Genomic DNA, 21,908 nt, shown 5'->3' with positions numbered 1-21,908 from the left:
CGGGCTCGGCGAGGCCCTCGCTCAGCGCCGCCTTCATCAGCCGGTTGGGCAGGACCCGGCCCGAACGGAGGGTGAGGGCGGACGCCAGGTGGCCGTCGCGGGCGGCCGGGGCGGATCTCATGGCTGTCTCCTTGCGGCTGTGCCGTCCAGGGCGAGGTCGTCACGGGCTGGCGGGAGGGCCATGAGTTCGCCGTCGAGGCTGGCATCGTAAAGGGCACCGCCCGAGGCGTACAGGGCCCAGGACGGACCGCCGCCCGCAGTGGGCGGCGAGGCGGGCGCTGGACGGCGGCACGGGCGGCTGGCAGGCTCCATCGCGCCGTGACGTTCGCGGGAGGCGTGCACCGAGCGCCCCCGCGCTCCCGAGGAGGCCCATGTCCACCGTCCTGTTCGACTGCGACACCGGTATCGACGATGCGATCACCCTGCTCTACCTCGCCTCCCTCATCCGGACGGGCGAGGCGGAACTGATCGGGGTGGGCACCGTCCACGGCAACGTCGACGCCCGTACCGGCGCGCTCAACACCCTGCGCGTCCTCGAACTGGCGGGCGTCCAGGCGGGCACCGAGGGCGTGCCGGTCGCGGTCGGCGCGGCCCGGCCGATGGCGCAGGACGTCCACTACGCGGTGGACTGGCACGGCGCCGACGGCCTGGGCGACACGGGCCTGCCGGAGCCGGCGGGACGGCCGGTCGCCGAGTCCGCGGCGGCGCAGATCGTACGGCTGGCCCGGTCGCGCCCGGGCGAGGTGACGCTGCTGGCGACCGGCCCGCTCACCAACCTCGGCGCGGCGCTGCTGCTCGACCCCGAGCTGCCGTCGCTGGTCCGCGAGGTCGTCGTGATGGGCGGCGCGTTCGACCACCCCGGCAACATCACCACCCATGCCGAGGCCAACATCTGGCACGATCCCGAGGCCGCCGACCTGGTGTTCGCCGCGGACTGGCCGGTGGTGCTCGTCCCGCTGGACGCCACCCATCCGACCGCCGTGGACGACCGGTGGCTGGACGCGCTCGCCGCCCACGACTCGGACGCCGCCCGCTTCGCCACCCGCATCATGGAGTTCTACGTGACGGCCTACACCCCGACGCTCAAACGCCGGGGCGCCGTCATCCACGACGCGCTGGCCGCCATGCTCGCCGTGGACCCCGATGTGGGGACCTATGTCGAACGTCCCGTACGGGTGGAGCTGCGCGGGGAGCTGACCCGCGGCACGACCGTGTGGGACGCCCGCTCCCTGCCCGCCGAGGACCACCGGCGCCCGGTCAGGGTCGCTGTGGGCAGCGACGTCGGGGCGTTCCAGGACCGCCTGCTGGCGGCCGTCCGGTCCCTGTAGGAAACGCGCGCCCGGAACCGGGGCGCGTTCCCCGGCGTCGGAATCGGCAGAAGTACCGGAAAAAACAGTTGCCCGTGTGAGAGACGTCGTCTTCAATATGAGCAGACGGCAGGAACGCAAGGAAAGGACGTGGAGAGCGTGATCGAAAAGGTCGTCCGGCGAGAAGGCGACGGCACGCCCGAAGGCGTCTCTGGATAGGACTTCACGACCTCCAGAGACCGCCCCGGGACGACGTGCCGGGGCGGTCTTTCGTTTTCGCGCTTGCGAGCGCGGAATCCGCAGCGAACATGATTCGCTTTGAAAAGTCCATAGTGGAGAATGCATGAACCGGGAGCGTCAAGGCTCCCGGCCGGCGCGCCGAGCCCTTAGGGCGCGCCATACCTCTGTAGCTCAGTGGACGAGAGCAACGCGCTACGAACGCGGAGGTCCCAGGTTCGAGTCCTGGCAGAGGTGCCGTGCCGTACAAGCCGAAAGGGTTGAGGCGCCGGTCTTCCAAACCGGAGTACAGGGTTCGACTCCCTGGTACGGCTCGCACGCCGCTCGCGCCCGACAGGACGGGCTCCGGCCTCTTAAGCCGGGTTGAGGAGGTTCGAGTCCTCCGGGTGGCACGACGGCCGCGAGCAGGTTCGAATCTGCTCCGGCAGCGCACGCTCATCAATGGCCCGTTGGTCTAGCCAGGTCAAGGACGTCCGGTTCTCAGCCGGAAGGACGTCGGTTCGAATCCGACACGGGCTGCTACACCTCAGGGAGACCTGAACCAGAGGCGCAGTGGACGAACGGTAGAGTCACCTGCCTTTCAAGCAGGGAGATTGCGGGTTCGAATCCCGTCTGCGCTGCTCGGTGCGCGGTGGTGTAACGGAAACACGCCGGCCTCATAAGCCGGGCGATCGAGGTTCGAATCCTCGCCGCGCCACTTTCCGATGTCATCCAACGGCAGGATGCCGGGTTGTTGCCCCGGTCATGGTGGTTCGAGTCCACCCGTCGGAGCCGCCGTCCCCCTCGCGGGGGCACGGTCGATGTCTGTGTAGCTCAATGGGAGAGCGCCGGCCCGTCACGCCGGGAGACGCGGGTTCGAATCCCGTCGCAGGCGCCAGGAAACCCCATGCCCTCTTAGCTCAGGGGAAAGAGCACCCGGTTCCGAACCGGAAGGCCGCAGGTTCGATTCCTGCAGAGGGTACGTTCCGGGCTCGACTCACGACTGCGTTCTCCACTGTGGACCCCGCGAACACGAACGGCGGCCACCGCCAGGTCAGAGGTAGCCGACTCCGGTCAGTTCCTCGGCCATCGCCCAGAGCCGTTCGCCGACGGCCGGGTCGGCCGCCTCACGGCCGAGCCGGGCCTCGGCGACCCGGCCCCGCGTCTCGAAGAGCCCGGCCGGCCCGAAGAACCGGCCGCCGCGCACGCCCGGTTCGGTCGCGGCCCGCAACTGCGGCAGCGCGCCCCGTTCCACCGGCTGCGCGGCCACCAGACCGACCCGCGCGATCACCCGCCCGAGCCGGCCGCGGTGCTCCCACGCGCGCGGTGTCAGGTTGGTGCGGGTGAGGCCCGGGTGGGCCAGCACGCTCGCGACCGGTGATCCGGCGGCGCGCAGCCGGCGGTCCAGCTCGACGCCGAACACCGTGGCGGCGAGCTTGGACCGGCCGTAGGCGGGCGAGGCCCGGTAGCCGCGCTCGGACATCAGGTCGTCGAAGTCGAGGCGCGCGTACTTGTGGGTGATCGAGCTGAGGTTGACCACTCGGGGGTCCCGACCCGCGGCCAGCGCGCCGAGCAGCAGGCCGGTGAGCGCGAAGGGGCCCAGCATGTTGGTGCCGAGATGCAGCTCGAAGCCGTCGGCGGACGTGCGGCGCGGGCCGAGCAGGACCACGCCGGCGTTGTTCACCAGCAGGTCGATCGCCGGGCGGTCGGCGGCCAGCTCGGCGGCGAAGGCGCGTACCGAGTCGAGCGAGGCCAGGTCGAGCTCGCGCACCTCGACGTCGCCGCCGATCCGGCGGGCCGCCCTCCTGCCGGCGGCGGTGTCGCGGACGGCGAGCACGACATGGGCGCCGCGGCGGGCCAGCTCGGTCGCGGTGACCAGGCCGAGGCCCGAGTTCGCGCCGGTGACGACGGCGGTGCGGCCGTGCTGGTCGGGAATGCGGTCGGTGGTCCATCCGGTCATGGGTCGCTCCTGGGTGTCGGTGGAGCGCCGACGCTACGAGCAAGGCGAGCGGGTTCGGTCGTTCCGGATTGCCTAGGACTCCGGGACCTACCTTGGACGCCGGATGAGGCGGCACACTTGCGGCATGGCCCACCCGTACGCTCGTGAGCTCGGTGACTTCCTGCGCGCCCGGCGGGGCCGGCTGCGTCCCCGCGACGTCGGCCTGGAGCCGGGCGGCCGGCGCAAGGTGACCGGGCTGCGGCGCGAGGAGCTGGCCCTGCTCGCCGGGCTGAGCACCGACTACTACCAGCGGATGGAGCAGGGCCGGGAGGTACGCCCCTCCGACGGCGTCCTGGACGCGCTCGCCGACGCCCTCGCCCTCGACGACGCGGAACGCCGGCACCTGTTCACCCTGGCCCGCGCCGCCCGCCGGCCCGTACCCGCCCAGGTGGAGCACGGTCCCGAGCACGTACCGGACAGCACGCGGCGGCTGCTGCGCGTGATGGACACCCCGGCGGTCGTGCTCGGCCGGCACCTGGACCTGCTCGACTGGAACACGATGGCGGAGGCGCTGCTCGGCAGCCCGGACGACCACCCGTCCCACCGGCTCAACATGCTCCTGCTGATGTTCGACGACACGCTGACCGGCGAGCGGAGCTGCCCGGACTGGGAGCGGCAGGCCCTCGACTACATCGGCATGATGCGCGCCGCCGTCGCCACCGACCCCACCCATCCGCGCGCCACCGCGGTCGTCGGTGAACTGAGCATCCGCAGCGCCGAGTTCCGCCGCCTGTGGGCCCGGCACGACGTGCGCGCGTCGGTCAGCGGCACCAAGACCTTCCACGTCCCCCAGGTCGGCGACATCGTCCTGGACTGGGACACCTACCCGCTGCCCGGCGGGCCCGGCCCGTTCATGCTGGTCTGGACGGCCGAACCGGGCAGCCCCGACGCGGACCGGCTCGCCCTCCTGGCATCCCTGCACGCGACCGAGCACTCCTGAAGGTCAACCGCGCGCGAGCCGCAGCAACTCCGCGGCGACCCCCCGTACGGCCGCCACATCGGCGTCCGAGTGCTCGGCCGAGACGACCACCGCGCCCTCGCGAGCGACCACCTCGACACCGCCCGCGTCCCGCCGGACGAACGCCTCCTCTCCCAACCCCGCGACACCCTCCGCCGCGGGCGCCCGCACGAGCAGCGGATCCCGCTCGGCCTCGTGCACCGCCGGCGCTCTGACGGCCTTCACCACCAGCGAGACCGGCTCCCCGGACCCGGCACGCCAGCCGCACTCCGCCCTGTTGCGGTCGAGTTTCTGGTGATCGACCCGAGGGGAGGGCACCGCCGCGTCCCGCACCGCATGAGGGAGATGCCGGCACAGGTCGGGCAGCGGCCGCGGCGCCGCGATCGGCCTGGCCGGGGACGGGTCGTCCGTGCCGCCTCCGGCCAGGAAGGCCAGGCTCGCGGCGGACAAGAACGCCGCCGCGAGCAGCAGGACGCCGTCCCGTGGCGCAAGGACCGGAAGCCGCCTCATCCGTACTCCCGGACGCGCTCCGCGACGCTCTCGGCCACCGACACGGCGAGCGCCTCCGCGTCCGCTGCGGGACCCCAGATCCACACCGACAGGAGGCGTCCGCCGACCCTGGCTCTGACCTCCGCCCGGCGGACGCCCGGCGCTTCGATCGAAGACCACGAATAGGCCGCGTCCCCCACCGAGTGAACGGCGCGGACGACATGCGCGGCGGTGTCCCGGCGCCGGTCGGCTTCGTGCCGGCGGACGGCGTTGGCCGTCCCGGCGGCGGACAGCCGTACGTCGAGGCGTGCTCCCCCGTCCCGTCCGGCGGGCTCCAGCGAGCACGCGGCACCGTCACCGGAACGGCGCGCGCCCTCGGGGAAGACCGGCTTCACCGCGGCGTCCGAAAGCACCGAACGCGGTGATCTGCCCCCATGGCACGCTCACCGGTCGCAGCTGCCAGAAGTGGGCGCGCACCGGGAACGTGATGCCGTCCTCGTTCACCGTGACGCGCCGCAGGCTCTCCCGCAGGACCAGGAACGCCAGCGGTGCCAGCAGAACCGAGTAGAAAACGGTCGGCGTCCGCCGGTTGGCGACGTCGTACAGCACCAGCATCCCGAACGGAACGAGCACCAGGACGATCAGCGCGATGCGCACCGAAAGGCCGTACCGCAGAACCGGCTCCCCGTTCTCAATTCGCATTGCGGAAAAGTGCGGTGCAGGTGCCGCTAGCCGGATTCAGGGCTGTGATCATTTTGAGTTCATTTCTGGTGCGAGCAGGTCAGAGTATGGGCTCTGAAGTGGCACCCCATGGAGTGAATGTGACTGTATCGAGCACGCCGTGGTGGCGTCTCGTGGTTTGGGCTTTCCTGTGCTGGGCGGACATATCGCCGTCAACGGGATGGTCATTCTGGTCGGGTGGTCGTGTGGCTTGAGGTGATCAGCAAGGGGCGGGGTGTGGGAAACCGCAGGTTCATGGGGCTGTGTGCACCATCCCGGTGGGCGTACGGGCGGGCCTAGCGTCGGGCGGCGTGAGAGAGAAGTTGATCGACATGCCGCGCCGGATGGTCGCCGGCTTTCTGGCACTGGCGGCCCTCGGGGTGGTCATCGGCGTCGTGGCGCTGGCGGACGGGCCGCCGCGCCCGCTGGCCGCGAACGCCCCGGCCGGCGAGTTCAGTGCCGCGCGGGCCCTCGGCCATCTCGGCCGGATCGCCGCCGAGCCGCGGCCGATCGGGAGCCCGGCGAGCGCCAGGGCGCGTGACTACCTTGTCGGGCGCCTGCGGGCCGAGGGGTTCGGGGTGGAGGTGCAGCGGGCCGTCGGGGCCTCGTCGAGCAAGGGGCTCGCGACGTTCGGGCGGGTGGAGAACGTGGTGGCCAGGCTGCCCGGGAGCGGCTCCACCGGGACGATCCTGCTCGCCGCCCACTACGACTCCGCGGCGATGGGGCCCGGCGCGTCCGATGACGGCGCGGCGGTGGCCGCGATCCTGGAGACCGCCCGCGCGCTGCGCGAGCACGGGCCGCTGCGCAACGACGTGGTCCTGCTGCTGTCCGATGGGGAGGAGGACGGCGTTCTGGGGGCCGAGGCGTTCGTCCGGCAGCATCCGATCGGACGGGCGAAGGGAGTGCTGCTCAACTTCGAGGCGCGCGGCGCGGGCGGGCCCGCGCTGATGTTCGAGACGACCCCGGACAACGCCGGGCTGGTCGGCGCGTTCGCGGACGCGGCGCCCAGGCCGCACGGCGACTCCTCGATGGTCGAGCTGTACCGGATGCTGCCGAACAACACCGATTTCACGCCGCTGTCCGAGGCCGGGTTCCGGGGCATGAACTTCGCCTGGATCCAGCGCGGCTCGCACTACCACACGGCCACGGACTCGATCGCCAACCTCGACAAGGGCAGCCTCCAGCACCATGGCGCCACCATGCTCGCGCTCACTCGGGAGCTCGGGAACCGCGACCTGGCCGATCTGGACGGTGAAGGCGACGCGACCTACTTCCGCCTGCCCGGGATGATGGTGACCTACCCGGGGGCGCTGGTGCCGGTGCTGACCGTCCTGTCGGTGCTGGCGTTCGGCGGGCTGGTCGTGGCCGTGCGGAAGCGGCGGCTGGCCGGTCTGCCGAGCATCCTGATCGCGGCGGTGTCGGCGGTGCTGCCGCTGCTGCTCGCGGCCGTGCTGGCGCAGGTGCTGTGGAGCGTCCTGGCCGGTGTACGCCCCGGCTACGACACGATGGGCGGTCTGGTGCACCGGCCGGTGCCGTACCGGGCGGCGGTCGCCGCGCTGGCCGGGCTCGCGCTGCTGCTGTGGTACGTGCCGCTGCGCCGCAGGCTCGGCCCGGCCGCGCTCGCGGTCGGCGCGCTCGCCTGGCCGGCCGGTCTGGGCGTCCTGCTGACCTGGGTCGCGCCAGGAGCCGCGTTCCTGTGCGTGCTGCCCGCTCTGGCGTGCGCGCTCGGCGGTCTCGGCGCCGTCCTGCTTCCGCGCGGACGGTTCGCGGCGCTGCTCGCGGGGCCGGTCGTCGCCGCGCTGCTGCTGCCCGTGTGGGCGCAGGCGGCGTTCGACGGCATGGGGCTCGCTCTGGCGGGCGTGCCCGCGCTCGCGCTCGCGCTGTTCGGGATGACGCTGGTGCCTTTCGGCGAGCTCGTCCTGCCCGAGCGGCGCCCCGCGCTCGCCTTGCCGGCGGCGCTCGCGCTCGCCGTCGTCCTGACCGTGACGGGGCTCGCCGCCGACACCTATGACGAGACGCGCCCGCGCCGTACGCACCTGGCGTACGTGCTGAACGCCGACAGCGGCACCGCGCACTGGGTAAGCGGCGACGCCGACCCTGGTCCCTGGACCCGCCGGTACGCATCCGGCCGCGACCAGGCAGCGCTTCCGCCCGGTTACGCGCGCAACCTGCGCTGGACGGGCCCGGCGCAGCCGGCGCGGGCGGCCGGGCCGCGGGTGAGGATCCTGTCCCGCGACGGTGACACCCTCCGGATGCGGGTGACCGCCGGGTCCGGTGCCCGCTCGGTGACCCTGCGCTTCGACCGTCCGATCGTCGAGGCGTCGGCGGCCGTGCAGGGCGCGGGGGCGCCCGCGCGGGTCGCGGTCGAGGGGACGCGGCCCAAGACGTGGCCGGGCGAGGTCCGGTTCCGGGGCCTGCCCGCCGGGGGCGCCTCGATCACCGTGCGCGTGCCGGGCGGCCGGCGGCTCACCGCGATCGCCGAGACCACGGGACTCACCGCCGTGCCCGGCTTCGTGCCGCCGCCGCGCGATCTGGTGCCCTCCACCCGCGAGGACGGCGACCTGACCGCGGTGACCCGCACCTACGACCTGCGGTAGGCGCCGGCACCTGCCGGGGTACGGCGGCGCGCCGTACCCCGGTGGGCCCGGTCATCCGTGGGCCACCGCGACGATCAGCAGGGCCGACGCCGCCGTGGCCGCGATGGCCCGTACGGTGTTCCACCGGGTCCACGCCTTCTGGTAGCGCGCCCAGACGTCGTCGGCCTCGGGGGTTCCGGCGGTGACGGCGGCGAGCCGGTTGTTCAGCGGTACGTTGCCCGCGATCGTCACCAGCACGCAGCCCAGCAGGTAGCCGAGCACGCCCAGGATGACCAGCACACGGGCGGCGCCGTCCGCGGCGGCCGCGGCCCAGCCGCCGGTGACGAGGCACAGCGGCGCGGTGCCGAACAGGGCGGTCATGAAGACCGGGGTGACGGCCCGGACGTTGAGCGCCTGCATCGCCCTGGTGCCCGCCTCGGGCGCCAGGTCGGCCAGGGCGCGCATGATGAACGCGGAGATGACGAAGAAGGACCCGCCCACCAGGCCGCACGCGACGGCGGTGACGATGACCAGTGTTTCCAGGGACGTGCTCATGTCGCTTCCTTCCATGGGGCTCGGCCGGTCCACGCGGTGGCGGGACGATCTCAGGCGATGACGGCGTAGGCGGCCAGGGAGAGGTAGATGCCGCCGATGGCGTAGCCGTAGCGGCGCGTCGAGCCGGACCGGCGGCTCAGCCAGCGGCGGGCGGCGGCGCCGACGAGGGCGTACCCCGTGTCCAGGGCGAGCGCGAGGGCGAAGAACACGGCGCCGAGGACCATCATCTGCGTACGGGCGCCGGCCGTGCCGGCGCCGGCGGTGACGAACTGCGGAAGGAAGGCCAGGAAGAACAGCGCGACCTTCGGGTTGAGCACGTTGACCACCACGCCGTCGCGGAACACCCGGCGCAGCGGGAGCGGGTCGGCCCCGCCGCCGAGGTCCGGCTCGGACGCCCGCAGCACGGCGCGCGCCGCCAGGTAGAGCAGGTATCCGGCACCGGCCAGCTTCAGGGCCGTGAACGCGACGGGCGAGGCCGCGACCAGCATGGAGACGCCGAGCACCGCGAACGCGATGTGCGCCAGCGTGCCGGTCTCGACGCCCAGGGCGGAGACCAGTCCGGCCCGGTATCCCTGGGCGGCGCCGCGGGTCATGATGTAGATCCCGTTCGGCCCGGGGATCACGATCAGGGCGATGGACGCGGCGGTGAAGGCGAGAAGGGTGTTCATGGCCTGCTCTTCCTGAGGCGGCCGCCGGCTGCGGCGTTACGACCTACCCTGGCGCCATGGACGCGGCCGGACCCGAGCCAATCAGGCCCCAGGTGGACCGCTTTCGCGATCCGGGCGAGCTGGCGGAGATCCTGGGGGACTGGACGAGCGGGCCGGGCCCGCTGTACGGCAAGCTCGCCCGCGCCCTCCGGCTGGCCGTGCTGGACGGGGCCATCGACCCCGGCGAGCGGCTCCCCTCGGAACGCGCCCTGGCCAGGGCGCTTGTGGTCAGCCGGGCGACCGTGGTGACCGCTTACGACGAGCTGCGCGGGCTCGGGATCGTCGACAGCCGGCGCGGCAGCGGCACGCGCGTGCTCCGGCAGCCGGCCGCGTCCCGTCCGGGCGCCGACGGCCGCGTGCCCGGCGGGCGGGCGACGTCGATCTTCCAGCGGCTGATCGACGGCCCGGCGGAGGTGATCTCGCTGCGCCACGCGATGGAGGGGGCGGTGCCCGAGCTCGGCGAGGAGCTGGCGGGGCTGCTGGCCGAGGACCTGCCCGCGCTGATGGAGGACACCGGCTACCACCCCAGCGGGCTGCCCGCGCTGCGTGCCGCCGTCGCCGCCCGCTTCACCGCCGCCGGGCTGCGTACCGGCCCCGAGCAGGTGCTGATCACGACCGGGGTGTCCCAGGCGCTGGCGCTGGCCGCGCAGATGTACCTGCGGCCGCGGTCGGTCGTCGTCGTGGAGTCACCCGGCTGGCCGGGCTGTTTCGACGTGTTCCGGGCGGCGGGCGCGCGGCTGGTCGGGGTCCCGCTCGACGAGGACGGCATCCGCGTGGACGCCCTGGCGCGGGCGTTCGCGGAGCATCGGCCCGACCTGCTGTACGTCATGCCGACGGTGCACAACCCGACCGGCACGCTCATGTCGCGGGCCCGCCGCGGGCGGATCGCGGAGATCGCCGCCGAGCACCGCGTGCCGGTACTGGAGGACAACGCCTACGGCAGCGGCGGCCCTGACACGCCGCCGCCGATCGCCGCGCACGCGCCGCCGGGGGCCGAGATCCTGTCCGCGGACTCCCTCGCCAAATCGGTGTGGGGCGGGCTGCGGACCGGATGGGTACGCGCCCCCGCCGGCACCATCGAACGGCTCGCCCGCCACAAGGCGCTGGCCGACCTCGGCAGCCCGATCCTCGACCAGGCGCTCGCCGCCCGCCTGCTGCCGCGGTTGCCGGAGATCGCCGCGGCCCGCGGCGCCGTTCTCCGGCAGCGGCTCGCCCACCTCACGGCGCTGCTGAACGAGCGCCTGCCCGAGTGGCGCTTCGACCCGCCGGCCGGCGGCTCGGCCCTCTGGATCGAACTCCCCGGCCGCGACGCCCGCGCCTTCGCGCAGGTGGCGCTGCGGCACGGCGTCGAGGTCGTCCCCGGCACCACCATGGACCCGACCGGTGCCCACGACGGCCATCTGCGGCTGCCCTACACCTTCCCGGCCGACGTGTTGACCGAGGTGACCGCACGCCTGGCCGCCGCATGGGAAGAACTGACCGGCCGCCACTCCTGAGCTGCGGTGAAGCCTTCCCGAAGCGCCGGTGAATGCGGCCGCTGCGACGATCGCGCAGCGGTCCTTCACGCGAGCGGGCCGGTACGGGGGGCGACGGCCGTGTCCTCGGGAGGGGTGAGGAAGTCCTGGAGCTCGCGGTGGCGGAACTGGTACGTGGCGCCGCTGACGCGCAGCAGGTGGGCCTCGCACGCCCAGTCGAGGAACGTCCAGAGGCGCAGGGGGAGCAGGCCGCGGGCGGCCGTGACCAGCAGGCCGATCATGGTGCGGGTCCAGGCGATCGCGCCGAACGACAGGCCGAAGGCGACCCCGCCGGTGACCGCGCTCGCCAGCGCCACGGGAAGGTCCTGATCGATGATGAAGACCAGGAACGCGGCGACGCCGCCGGTGAGGCCGAACGCCACCCCGATCGCCGGATCGCGGTGGAGGGCCTCGCGGGGGTGGGCCAGGTCCGCGTCCTTGCTCCAGCCGCCCGTGGCGATCCGGAACGCCACCCCGAGCGCGACCGCCAGCGCGAAGGCGCCGGCGAGCCCCGCGACCAGCGGGACGGGCCCCGCGTCGGACAGCCGCAGCGGCGGCAGCCCGGTGAGGGCCCCGCACAGCCCGAAGCCGAGCAGGCTCAGCGGGTCGGCACGGGCCGCCTGGGCCACGGTCGGGCGCTCGGCCCGCCGGCGTCCGGCGGCGGTCAGCCCGATCACCGCGCCGAGCGCCGCGCCGCCCAGCGCTCCGGCGGCGACGGCGAAGCCGGGGCCGAAGGCGCGGCCGCCGGTCAGCGCGAGCCCGCACAGGCCGCCGAGGACGCCCGCCGGCGCGGCCGCCACGGCACCGATCAGCCCGCCGGCCGCGCGCCGCCGCCCGGGGACGTTCGTGCGCCCGCCGGCGGCGGCCGGCCACGGCGACAGCGACAGGGCGGTGGCGATGGCGACCCAGCCGGCCATCAGCGCCAGCGTGAGCACCTGTCCCGGAGCCGGCCCGCCGAGCAGGTCCCCGGGGCGGTCGACCCCCGAACCCACCCAGAACGCCGCCATCGCGGCGACCGCGAGGATCAGGCAGCACAGGCCGTGCAGCAGCCGGATCCGGCGGCGCCCGCCGATCGGCCACAACAGGTGCGGGACGAGGTCGGTCGCCGTCAGGCCGGGCGGGGACCGGTCCGCCGCGGCGTGGACGGCCTGCCGGCGCAGATGGGCGGCCAGGTGGACGAGCCAGGCGCGCACCTGCTCGGGGCTGTACCCGGCACCGTGCCCGCTGCGCGGGGTGAGCCCGGCCGCCGCCGGGACGTAGGCGTCCAGGAGTTTCCGGGCGATCCGCCCGGCCTCCGCGCCGGGATCGGCGTCCGGGTCGGCGCGCAGCAGCTCCTCCGGGTCGGTGCCGGACTCGATGGCGGTCGCGGTCAGCAGCAGCCGCCACGGTGTCGCCAGCGCGGAGTGGACGGCCTCGCCCGAGGCCCCGTGCAGGGCGGCGCGGACGCCGTCGCGGTGCGGGGCGCAGCCGTGCCCGTCCGGCCAGCGGGTACGCAGGTACGAGCCGATCTGCTCCTTGGTGAGACCGTGCAGGTCGACGCGCGTGGAGTTGTCGAGCCCCGCCCGCGCACCGGCCAGCTGGGCGTACCGGTCCGAACGGCAGGTCACCACGGCGGCGCCGGGCCGCCTTCCGGAGATGTCGCTGTACCGGTTGAGCTCGGCCAGCAGCGCCATCGCCCGGCGGGGCGGCCCGGTGGACGGGTCCGGATCGAGCTCGTCGAGGCCGTCCACGACGGGCAGGACGCGGCGGTCGCGCACCAGCCGCGCCGCGTCCCGGTCCGCGAGGCCGTGGTTCTGCACGAGCTGCTCGGCCAGCCAGGGCTCGAACGCCTTCCCGGACCTCCAGCGGGCCGCGTTCAGCCGTACCGGGACCATCGACCGGTCGCCGGCCGGCGTCCCGGCGGCGAGGAACGGCTCGACCAGCTGCAGCACCAGCTCGATCGCGAGGACGGTCTTGCCCGCACCGGACGGGCCCACGACCAGCAGCCGCCGCGGGCTCAGCCCGGCGAAGAACGCCCCGATCTCCTCGACGCCCTCCCCGCCGTTCTCCCCGCTGTTCTCGCCGCCGCCGAAGGAGACCGGCGCGAGGCTGTAGCCGCCGAGCAGCCCTTTGCGCGCCCTGTCCTCCTCCTTCGCCACCCGCCGCGCCAGCAGTTCCACGGCCGGGTCGGACGCCGGGCGGCGGCCGGCGGCGGGCACCGCGGCCTCGGCGGGCGCCGCGTCCGGCTCGGCCGGGACCGGGACGGGCGCGGCCAGCGCCGTCCTGGCCGCCCGCCAGCGTTCCAGCTCGCCGGGGATCCGCTCGGCCGGATGGTCGCAGTAGCGGAGGCAGGCGGTGACGAACGCGCGCACGAACTCCCAGCGCGGCAGCCTGCCGGTCTGCCGCAGCGTGTGCGAGACGGTGCTCTTCGGCAGCAGGTCGATGGCGGCGCCCTCGGGCGACTCGGTCCGCCCGCCGAGCTGCCGCAGCCTGCTCAGGGACGGTTCGCCGGCCCACTTCCTGAGCTCGGCGAGGGCCCGCACGAAGTCCTCGACCGTGTCCGCCCCGGCGGGGTCGGGCGGGGGCGGACCGGGCGGGAGCGGACGGTCCCCGGTCATCCGGTCACCAGCGCCCAGTCGAACCGCGACCGGGTGCGCCGCAACCCCCGGGCGTTCCGGCAGGTCCCCTCCAGCGTCTGCACATGCCGCGACTCCATCAGGAACTTGCGGGCCTCGTCGTTCTCGACGAGCTCCCGGCCGACCGAGATCGGGACGAAGCCGTGCCTGGGAATGAACACCCACCGGCCGCGATCCCAGTCGTACGGATCGAACCAGTGGTGCCTGACCGTTCCCGACAACCGCACCTCCGCACCGGATCGGGTCAGGACGAACGATCCCTGCGAGCGCAGCAGGCTCATCCGGCTGACGTAGAACAGCTCCGTGCCGATGAACGCGTTGATCCGCGCGTCCCAGTGGTCCTTCAGCCAGGACGACTCCCCGTCGGGGAGGCGCCGGGCCGCGCGTTCGAGCTGCCGCTCGAACCTGCGCCGGTTCTTCCGCTCCGCCTTCCGGATCACCCGGAACGACCGGAGCCAGCGCTGCGGCAGCGTCCGGGACTCGGCGGCGCCGTCCATGAAGTGGTTCAGGAAGTCGGACGCCATCGGATGGAACCGGCGCCCGTCCTCGATGATCGACCGGAACAGGGCGGCGAGCTCCGGCGCCGGCAGGCCGGTCCTCCTCCTGAAACCTCGAATGAACATCACCGCTGCGTCCGTCCGTGAAAAGGGGAGTGGGTCATCGGCACAGGCGCCGGAACTCTTCCCCCGGCACGTACCGCCTCCATTCGCCGGGGGTGAACGAGCGGCCCGCGACCGCGCAGGCCGCGGCGGCGGGGTCCGGGGGCATGGCCGCGTGCCAGAGCCGCGCGGTGCCGTCGCTGTCGACGGCGGCGAGCCGGGTCCCGTCCGGCGCGTAGTCGAGGACGTGGACGATGTTCGTATGGCCCGTCATCGGGGGCCCGATCTGGCGCTGGGTCGCCACGTCCCACAGCCGTACGGTCCTGTCCGCCGCGCCGGTCGCCAGCGTCCTGCCGTCAGGGCTGAACTCGGCCGCGTGGACGGTGCCGGTGTGGCCGGTCAGGGCGTTCCCGATCTGCCGGCGGCCCGCCACGTCCCACAGCCGCACCGTCCCGTTGGGCGCCGTGACGGCCAGCGTCCTCCCGTCGGGGCTGAAGGCCACGTCATGGCTGATGCCGCCGTCTATCGCGTTCTTCAGCGGGGCGCCGGCCTGGCGGCGGGTGGACATGTCGAAGAACCGGACGGTGCGGTCGTCCGGGCTGGCCGTCGCCAGGGTCTTCCCATCGGGGGTGAACGACAGCGCCGTGATGTTGCCGGTGTGTTCGGGGATCGTGATCCTCGGCCCGGTCTCGCGGCGCCGCTCGACGTCCCAGAAGACGAGGGAGTCCTCCGTCCTGACGACCAGCGACCGCAGGCCGGGGCCGAAGCTCGCCCACCAGTTGCGCTTCCCGGCGTAAACGGGCGGGCTGATCTGGCGTTGCGTGGACGTCTCCCAGAGCCGGACCGCGGTGTTGCCGGATGTGGCGAGCCTCTTCCCGTCCGGGGCGAACTCCACCTCGGTGAACACGGCGTTCGGGACGTCGCTCGGGTACAGGGGACGGCCGACCGGCCGCTGCGTGGCCGCGTCCCATAGCCGGACGGCACGGTCGGCGGTCGTGGAACCGGGCCGGACCCCGGGGCCGGGGGCGGCGAGCAGCGTGCCGTCCGGGCTGAACCGGATGTCGGACATGGCGGGAATCGAACGGCCGAGCTGCCGGTGCCGCACCGGGTCCCACAACCACACCGAACCGTCCAGGTCCGTGGCCGCGACGAGCCCTCCGCCGGGACTGAACGCGATCTTCTCGCCGTACACCTGCTGCTCGTTGAGCGGCGGCCCCACGGGGCGGCGGTCGGCGACGTCCCAGAGCAGGATCCGGCCGTTGCCGCCGGAGGTCAGGAGCCTCGTCCCGTCCGGGCCGAACGCGACCCCTCGGAAAGGATGGTCGTTCTGGGTGTCCCGGAGCGGGGGCCCGATCTGGCGCAGTGTCGCGGTGTCCCAGAGCCTGACGGTGGTGCCGCCGGCGGTGGCGAGCGTCCTGCCGTCCCGGCTGAGCGACATGCCGACGATGTCCCCGGTGTGCCCGGTGAGATCGTCGCCGATCTGGCGGTGCGTGGCGGTGTCCCACACCCGCGCCCTGCCGTCGGCTCCGGCGGTGTACAGGCGCTTCCCGTCGGGGCTGAAGACCACCGCGTCGATGGCCTTCCCGGCCTCGCTCGACGGCCGTCCGATGACGGGGGAGAGCCACCGCCGGCCGGGGACGTCCCAGAGCGTGATCGTGCCCTCGTAGCTCGGGGTCGCGAGGAGCCCCCCATCGGGGCTGAACGCCATCGACCGCACGGAACCGGCGGCTCCGGTGACGGGAGCCCGGTTGGCCTCCGGTGCGTCCATGCTCAGAGGCGGGCCGAGGGGGCGGTGCGTGGCGACGTCCCAGAAGCGGATCGTCGTGAAGCAGCCCGTCGCCAGGGTCCTCCCGTCCGGGCTGAAGGCCGCGCGCATGCCCGTCGCGCATCCGGCGCCGCCGTGGACGATCGGGGCGCCCCGCGCCCGGCGGGACGCCGCGTCCCACAGCCGGAGCGTCCCGTCGTCGGTCCCGGTGGCGATGGTCTTCCCGTCCGGGCTGAAGGCCAGCTCGCCGACCTTCCGGCCGGGCGGGGGGAGGGCGCCCCGTTCCGTGCGCGTCGCCGCGGCGAGCAGGCGGTGCCGGGCCTCGGGGGACGGGTCGATCCGCCACGCGGCGACGGCCAGCAGCGCGGAGACCGCCGGATCCTTCTCGATCTCGCTCTGCGTCACCAGCTCGCGGGAGACGGCCAGCCTGCGCTGGGCGTCGGCGTGGCCCGCGGCCCGGACGGCGGTGCCCGCGGCGGCCACGGCCAGCACGGTCAGGGCCGCCAGCGACGCCATGACCAGGCGGCGGCGCCGGCCCGCCCGGCGGGCCGCCCCGGTGGAGGCCGCCAGGAAGGCGTCCACGGTGGGCCCGGGAGGCGGGAAGCTGCCCGGGTCGCGCTCCCAGCGGCGCTCGCTGTCCTGGACGGCCAGGAGGCGGGCGCCCCGGTACAGCATGTCGGGGTCGCGGTACTGCTCGGACCACGCCTCGGCGTCACCGATCAGCTGGTCGTACACGCGCTGCGCGGTCAGGTCGGGCTCGATCCACTGCCGGAGCCTCGGCCAGGAGGTGAGGAGCGCGTCGTGGGAGATCTCGGCGGTGTCCTCGTGCAGGGTGAGCAGCCGCCGGGCGGCGAACGCCGACACCAGCGCGTCCACCGCCGCCCGGTGCTCCTCCGTGGCGGCGGACGCGGCGGCATGGAGCTCACGCAGCGCCACGCGCCGCCGCGCGAGCCGCCCCCCGGACGTGACCAGCGTCATCCGGCGGAAGATCCGCAGCGCCGTCTTGCGGTCGTCCGGCGCCAGCGTCTCCAGCACGTCGTCGGCCGTGCGGCGGACGGCGTCGCGGACCCCGCCGGACTCCTCGTAGCCCCGGACGGTCAGGCGGCCGTCCTCGCGCCTGTCCCAGGTGCTCCGCAGCGCCTGGGACAGCAGCGGCAGCGCGCCCGCCTCGTACCGGTCGCCGCCGCGGCCGGCGCGGAGCTCGTCCAGGATCGTCTCGACCAGGCCGGGCTCGATCTCCAGGCCGGCGACGGCGGCCGGGCCGGTGATCGCCAGCCGCAGGTCGTCCTCGTCCATCGGCTCGACGATGACCTGGCCGTCCTGGATGGCACGGGCGAAGCGCGGATACGCGGCGCACCGGTCCCAGTAGTCGGCGCGCAGGCCGATGATCACTCCGGCGGCCGCGGGCCCGGTGGCCAGCGCGTGCAGGGCGCGGACGTACGCCTGCCGCACCGCCTCGTCGGTGACCAGGGTGAACAGTTCCTCGAACTGGTCGACGACCAGGATGAGGCGGCCGGCGCCGGTGAAGGCCCCGTCCGGATCGTCCAGCAGGCGCCGGCGCGTCTCGCCGGGATCGCCGCCGAACGTTCCCGTCCAGGCCTCGGCCAGGGCGCGCAGCGGATCGGAGCCCGGAGTGACGAGCAGCCGCGGCCAATCCTCCGATCCCTTGAGAGGCGGCGCGCCTTTCTCTAATGCCGGGATCAGGCCCGCTCTCAGCAGGGACGACTTGCCGACGCCGGAAGCGCCCGAGACGAGCAGGACGGTTCCCCGCCCGTCCAAACGCGGCGCCAGCCGGTCGAGCAGATTGCGGGTCGATTGGACACGTCCAAAGAACAGATCCGCCCGGTCGGCCTCAAAGGGGGCGAGGCCCTGGTAAGGGCACTCGGCATCACCGGCCGAAAGCGGAAGGGAACCGGCTGCCGCCCGTTCTCCTGCCTCGTTTCGGCGGTCGTCGTCCCCGAAGGCCATGGGCCCCATTCTGACGGATCATGATGGCCGGGCGGAATGCGATCTTGAAGATCATCAACGCGTTCCCGTCAACGCGGAATTCATCGGCGCCGGCCGCCTCGGTGCCGGCCGCCTCCGCACCAGCAGATCCGCGTGGACCCGCTGCAGGGACGGATCGGGGTCCACGCCCAGTTCGGCCGCCAGCCGGACGCGGATCGTCTCGTACCGCGCCAGCGCCTCGGCCCGGCGCCCGGCCAGGCCGAGGGCGATGAGCAGCCGCGTCCACAGCGGCTCCCGCAGCGGATACCGTCCGGCCAGCTCGCTCAGTTCCACGATCGACTCGCGGTGCCGGCCGGCTGCGAGATCCAGGTCGAATCGCCGTTCCAGCGCGGTCAGGTAGCGTTCGACCAGCCAGGACGCCTCCGACTCCACCAGCCGGGCGGACGGCACCCCCTCCAGCGGCTCGCCCCGCCACAGCGCGAGCGCCTCCCCGAGCAGCCTCCGCTCCGCCGCGGCGTCCGCCGCCGCTTCGGCCTCGCGCAGCATGCCGGCGAACCGGAGCGCGTCGACGCTTTCGGGCTCGGCGCACAGGACATATCCGTTCGGGGTCGAACCGATCGCCTCCGCTCCCAGCGCGCTCCTCAGCCGCGCGACATAGGTCTGCACGCTCCGCCGGACGTTCCCCGGCCAATTCTCGTCGGCCCACAATGCCGCCGCCAGGTGATCGACCGTCACCGCGTGTCCGGCCGACAGCGCCAGTGCCGCCAGCAGGGCCCGCAGCCTGCCCGCCGTCAACGGCACCGCGCGTCCGTTCACCGCCACTTGGAATGGGCCGAGCACCCCGACCGATATCCCCATTTCCCCGTCGCGTCCGCTCACGTTACCCCCGTGTACGCGTATCCAGGCGCCGTCGCCTTGGCCGGCCCCGAAGAGATCACATGGACATCGAATGCGCGTCCGGCCGTCCAGAGAACAGCCGGAACGAATTTGAACGCGATCGGACGCCACGGCGACTCCGCCGGCCGCCCCGCCGCCCCCGGGCCGGCCGAGGTGTGTGGGATTGATCACAGAGGGTAGCCGTTGCCTCGGAGAGATCATCCGGCACCTCGGAGAGTACGACGATCATGACGATGGCCAGGGCGTACGAAGAACCTGGCGCGGTGGCCGTCCATCCGGACCCGCCCGCCGCGGAGACCGATCCCGATCCCGATCTGGAGCTCGGCGCGGAGGTGCTGCGCCGCGTGTTCCCCGCCGACGTGATCGTGTGGTTGGAGCGGAAGCCGCCCGCCGCCGGCCTCGGGCTGCTGGTGTGGTCGCCGGACGAGCCGGTCCCGCACCGGCGGTCCGCGCCAACCGGGGCGGCCGGCGGCCCGCCGGTGTTCGACGACGTCCGGGCCCGGGGCCCGTACCGGATCACCAGCCCGCCCGGGGCGCGCACGATGGACGATCCGCTGTCGGCGCCCTACCAGCTCTTCCTGGCCAGGGACGAGGACAGCGCGTGGCTGCTGGCGCGGCCGGACCGCGACTTCGCCTCCCGCGAGGTGCAGATGGCCGCGATCCTGCTGCCCGGTATGCGGCGGGCGGGGCGGCCCGCCTCCGCCCCCCAGGTACGGCTCACCTCCCGGGAGACCGGCATCCTGCGGCTGGTCGCGGACGGGCTGACCGCCGCCGCGATCGCCCGGCGGCTCGGCATCAGCGTCCGCACCGTGCATAAGCACCTGGAGCACGCCTACGCGAAGCTGTCGTGCGGCGACCGGCTCTCCGCCGTGATGAAGGCCGGCGATCTCGGCCTGCTCTAGCCGCTCCAGGCCGCGGCCCGTACCGCCGCGGCGAGCCGTCAGGGCCGCTCGGGGCCGCGCTCGGCGCGGCGGCCCGCCTCCCGGGCCTGCCGCGCGGCCTCCAGCGCGGCCGGGGACAGGTCGCGGAGACCGGTGCCCGGCGCCTTGGCGAAGTGGCTCCAGTACGTCTCACCGACCCGGACGATATGCCCCTCCTGCCGCAGGATCTCCGCGTAGAGCAGGGTCTTGGCCAGGTGGTCGGGGCCGCTGACGGATCCGAGGTCCCACACCACCGTCTCGCCCTCGGCGACGATGGCCAGGTCCACCCTGAGGTTCTTGATCAGCCGCGCTCCCTCCTTCCCCTGGAAGAGCGAGGAGAGTTCGGAGCGGTACATGCGCAGGGTGGGCGACTGCATGACGAACTCCTCGATCGTCATTTCGAGCACCCTGGCCGGGACGTGGCCGAAGGCGCTCACCGCCTTCTCCGTGACGATGGTCAGCCCGGGCGGCGCCGCGGGGAACCGCTCCTTCACCAGCGCGCTGACCTCGCTGTGCAGCGCGTTGCCGAACTCGGTGTTGGGCAGCCAGCGCGAGCCGAGCCGGGCGCGCAGCCGCCGGATCGCGGTCGCGACCAGGTCCTCCAGCACCGCCACGGTGAAGACGGGCACCGCCGGCCCGTGGCCGGGCGACTCGGCCGGACGCGGCGGAGGCGGCGGGCCCTCGGGGTCGAGCCTCTCCAGCCGCGCGATCAGCTCGTCGATCTCGGCGGCGGTGAAGCCGCCGAAGGGCAGCTCCCCGCGTCTGGCGGCGCGCAGCACCTCGAGGCGGGATACCTGGAGGCTGGGCTTCCCGCCCCCGCCGCTCGCCATCAGCAGGACGTCGCGGTCGGTGGCGGCCATCGCGTACCCGCCGGGCAGGGCGAGCTGCGATTCGGGGCCGATGCCCCGTGCCGCGGTCCGGACGAGTTCGGCGAGGTCCACGCCCTCCCGGACCACCGCCTTCACCGTCGCCCGGACGAACCGCGTCCCCAGGCGTACGGCGGCCGGGCCCAGCTTGGCCAGGGCACCCGCGGCCTCCCAGAGGGTGATCGCCGTGACGACCGCGTTGCCCAGCAGCCGGCCCGCGTCGAAGAAGCGCAGGTCGAGCAGCGTGTCCACGAGCTCCCGCCGGAAGCCGCGCAGGGCCTCCATGGCCACCACCCGCGGATGTTCGAGCAGGCGGACGATGCCGTCCCACATGGCGCCCGCCTGCTGCGCGAGCTTCTCGTCGAACGGGGAGCCGACGAGGATGCCGATCATCTCCAACACCTGGTAGAAGTTCTCGCCCGCCCCCACCAGCACGCCGGCGAACAGGGCGGCGTTGTCCTGCGGGCTCGGCCGCCAGTTGGCGAAGACGTACGTCCACGGCACGCCCCTCTTCCGCAGGAAATCCCGGAACGCCCGCACCCGCACCAGGTTGAGCAGCTCGCCGAGCCGCCCGCGCCGCTCCAGCTCGGCCAGCACCTCCATGACCTCGTCGTCGGTGAGGTCGCGGAACTGGGCCGTGAGCGTGATGGCGACCACCGAGCCGGGGGCGTGGGCGATCCCGCCGTCCAGGACGGTCTCCAGCCGGTTCGCGACCGTCCTGGCGTCCGGGCGGGCCCGGCCCCTGACCGTGATCTCCCGGAGCGTGGTGGTGCCGCCGGGAACGTAGGCGAGCACCCCGGCCGGGATCGTGTCGAGCTCCGCGGTGACGACCCGCATGCCGGTGTCCTCGCGGCGGCCGTCGGGCGCCACCCGCTGCACCCGGTAGGCGCCGCCCGCGACGGCGGCCGCCGTCAGGCCGAGCCCGGCGCGCTCGCGGTCCACGGCGTGGAGGTAGAAGGCGCCCTCCCCGAGCACGGTGCCGACGGTGGGCGCGGGGTCCTCGCCCTCCCTGACCGCCCGGACGAGCCGTACCGTCCGTCCTTCGAGTGTCAGGTCGCTGCCGTCGAGACGGCCGAGCCGGGCGGTGCGGAACCCCGGCCCCATGCGTTGCCGCAGCGCGGCGAGGAACGGCTCGACCGCCGTGCCGTCCCGCGTTCCCGAGATGCGCGCCGCGGTGACCGGCCCTCGCCGCGCCCCGCCGGCGGGCGCGGCCGGCCCCGGCGGTTTCCCGCCGGTGCCCAGGTCCCGGCGGGCGGCC

The 21,908-nt window shown here is 74.0% G+C and carries 16 protein-coding genes and 9 tRNA genes; 14 read left to right on the top strand and 11 right to left on the bottom strand.

Annotated elements, in window-relative coordinates; all coding sequences use genetic code 11:
• The first annotated feature begins 371 nt into the window (after positions 1-371).
• From AB0881_RS38960 to AB0881_RS38915, 10 genes are all read left to right on the top strand, one after another.
• Complete coding sequence (locus AB0881_RS38960) at positions 372-1,328, top strand: nucleoside hydrolase (protein WP_366625541.1); 957 nt, start codon at positions 372-374, stop codon at positions 1,326-1,328.
• 379 nt (positions 1,329-1,707) lie between these two features.
• Positions 1,708-1,781: transfer RNA gene (locus AB0881_RS38955), tRNA-Arg, on the top strand.
• Between the two features lie 4 nt (positions 1,782-1,785).
• Positions 1,786-1,858: transfer RNA gene (locus AB0881_RS38950), tRNA-Gly, on the top strand.
• Positions 1,859-1,863: 5 nt separating this feature from the next.
• Positions 1,864-1,936: transfer RNA gene (locus tag AB0881_RS38945), tRNA-Lys, on the top strand.
• A 51-nt stretch (positions 1,937-1,987) separates the two neighbouring features.
• A tRNA-Glu gene (locus AB0881_RS38940) sits at positions 1,988-2,063 on the top strand.
• Positions 2,064-2,090: 27 nt separating this feature from the next.
• Positions 2,091-2,164 (top strand) — tRNA-Glu (locus tag AB0881_RS38935).
• A 5-nt stretch (positions 2,165-2,169) separates the two neighbouring features.
• Positions 2,170-2,241 (top strand) — tRNA-Met (locus AB0881_RS38930).
• Positions 2,242-2,244: 3 nt separating this feature from the next.
• A tRNA-Asn gene (locus tag AB0881_RS38925) sits at positions 2,245-2,315 on the top strand.
• Positions 2,316-2,346: 31 nt separating this feature from the next.
• Positions 2,347-2,421, top strand: a tRNA-Asp gene (locus AB0881_RS38920).
• An 11-nt stretch (positions 2,422-2,432) separates the two neighbouring features.
• Positions 2,433-2,505 (top strand) — tRNA-Arg (locus AB0881_RS38915).
• Positions 2,506-2,577: 72 nt separating this feature from the next.
• Here AB0881_RS38915 and AB0881_RS38910 read toward each other — a convergent pair.
• Positions 2,578-3,483, bottom strand: coding sequence for an oxidoreductase (locus AB0881_RS38910; protein WP_366625539.1), 906 nt, complete (start codon positions 3,481-3,483; stop codon positions 2,578-2,580).
• A gap of 124 nt (positions 3,484-3,607) precedes the next feature.
• Here AB0881_RS38910 and AB0881_RS38905 point away from each other — a divergent pair, with 124 nt between their 5' ends.
• Positions 3,608-4,462 carry a helix-turn-helix transcriptional regulator gene (locus AB0881_RS38905; protein WP_366625538.1) on the top strand — a complete coding sequence of 285 codons (855 nt, stop codon included), beginning with the start codon at positions 3,608-3,610 and terminating at the stop codon, positions 4,460-4,462.
• Between the two features lie 3 nt (positions 4,463-4,465).
• On the opposite strand, the gene AB0881_RS38900 is transcribed toward AB0881_RS38905, so the two are convergent.
• From AB0881_RS38900 to AB0881_RS38890, 3 genes are read right to left on the bottom strand one after another with little or no spacing between them, the layout of a single operon-like run.
• A complete protein-coding gene (locus AB0881_RS38900) occupies positions 4,466-4,990 on the bottom strand; it encodes a hypothetical protein (RefSeq protein ID WP_366625536.1) in 525 nt (174 codons plus the stop codon).
• Positions 4,987-5,382, bottom strand: a complete 396-nt coding sequence (locus AB0881_RS38895) for a hypothetical protein (RefSeq protein WP_366625534.1) — start codon at positions 5,380-5,382, stop codon at positions 4,987-4,989. Before AB0881_RS38895 ends, AB0881_RS38900 begins: the two co-directional genes overlap by 4 nt.
• On the bottom strand, positions 5,324-5,671 hold the full coding sequence (locus tag AB0881_RS38890; protein WP_366625532.1) for a hypothetical protein: 348 nt from the start codon (positions 5,669-5,671) through the stop codon (positions 5,324-5,326). The genes AB0881_RS38895 and AB0881_RS38890 overlap by 59 nt, the downstream gene beginning before the upstream one ends.
• Positions 5,672-6,000: 329 nt before the next feature.
• Between AB0881_RS38890 and AB0881_RS38885 the strand changes: the two genes are divergently transcribed.
• Positions 6,001-8,286 carry a M20/M25/M40 family metallo-hydrolase gene (locus tag AB0881_RS38885; protein ID WP_366625530.1) on the top strand — a complete coding sequence of 762 codons (2,286 nt, stop codon included), beginning with the start codon at positions 6,001-6,003 and terminating at the stop codon, positions 8,284-8,286.
• A 51-nt stretch (positions 8,287-8,337) separates the two neighbouring features.
• On the opposite strand, the gene AB0881_RS38880 is transcribed toward AB0881_RS38885, so the two are convergent.
• Positions 8,338-8,820 (bottom strand): anthrone oxygenase family protein, encoded by a 483-nt coding sequence (locus tag AB0881_RS38880; protein WP_366625529.1) that lies wholly within the window; start codon positions 8,818-8,820, stop codon positions 8,338-8,340.
• A 50-nt stretch (positions 8,821-8,870) separates the two neighbouring features.
• The gene (locus AB0881_RS38875) at positions 8,871-9,488 is read right to left on the bottom strand and encodes a LysE family translocator (RefSeq protein WP_366625527.1); all 618 of its coding nucleotides are present in this window, start codon (positions 9,486-9,488) and stop codon (positions 8,871-8,873) included.
• A 56-nt stretch (positions 9,489-9,544) separates the two neighbouring features.
• Between AB0881_RS38875 and AB0881_RS38870 the strand changes: the two genes are divergently transcribed.
• A complete protein-coding gene (locus AB0881_RS38870; RefSeq protein ID WP_366625525.1) occupies positions 9,545-11,023 on the top strand; it encodes a PLP-dependent aminotransferase family protein in 1,479 nt (492 codons plus the stop codon).
• A 65-nt stretch (positions 11,024-11,088) separates the two neighbouring features.
• On the opposite strand, the gene AB0881_RS38865 is transcribed toward AB0881_RS38870, so the two are convergent.
• From AB0881_RS38865 to AB0881_RS38850, 4 genes are read right to left on the bottom strand one after another with little or no spacing between them, the layout of a single operon-like run.
• The gene (locus AB0881_RS38865) at positions 11,089-13,638 is read right to left on the bottom strand and encodes an NACHT domain-containing protein (RefSeq protein ID WP_366625523.1); all 2,550 of its coding nucleotides are present in this window, start codon (positions 13,636-13,638) and stop codon (positions 11,089-11,091) included.
• Positions 13,635-14,279 carry a hypothetical protein gene (locus AB0881_RS38860; protein ID WP_366625521.1) on the bottom strand — a complete coding sequence of 215 codons (645 nt, stop codon included), beginning with the start codon at positions 14,277-14,279 and terminating at the stop codon, positions 13,635-13,637. The genes AB0881_RS38865 and AB0881_RS38860 overlap by 4 nt, the downstream gene beginning before the upstream one ends.
• A 34-nt stretch (positions 14,280-14,313) precedes the next feature.
• Positions 14,314-17,988 (bottom strand): hypothetical protein, encoded by a 3,675-nt coding sequence (locus AB0881_RS38855; RefSeq protein WP_366625519.1) that lies wholly within the window; start codon positions 17,986-17,988, stop codon positions 14,314-14,316.
• A 54-nt stretch (positions 17,989-18,042) separates the two neighbouring features.
• Positions 18,043-18,768, bottom strand: coding sequence for an AfsR/SARP family transcriptional regulator (locus tag AB0881_RS38850; RefSeq protein WP_366625518.1), 726 nt, complete (start codon positions 18,766-18,768; stop codon positions 18,043-18,045).
• A gap of 329 nt (positions 18,769-19,097) precedes the next feature.
• On the opposite strand from AB0881_RS38850, the gene AB0881_RS38845 reads away from it, so the two are divergent.
• Positions 19,098-19,766, top strand: a complete 669-nt coding sequence (locus tag AB0881_RS38845) for a helix-turn-helix transcriptional regulator (protein WP_366625516.1) — start codon at positions 19,098-19,100, stop codon at positions 19,764-19,766.
• 38 nt (positions 19,767-19,804) lie between these two features.
• Here AB0881_RS38845 and AB0881_RS38840 read toward each other — a convergent pair.
• On the bottom strand, positions 19,805-21,908 hold a 2,104-nt coding region (locus AB0881_RS38840), incomplete at its 5' end, for a hypothetical protein (protein ID WP_366625514.1).

The sequence above is a fragment of the Spirillospora sp. NPDC029432 genome, assembly GCF_040703975.1.
In the GTDB taxonomy this organism is placed as follows: Bacteria; Actinomycetota; Actinomycetes; order Streptosporangiales; family Streptosporangiaceae; genus Spirillospora.
This window is presented reverse-complemented; position numbering and strand designations above follow the sequence as displayed.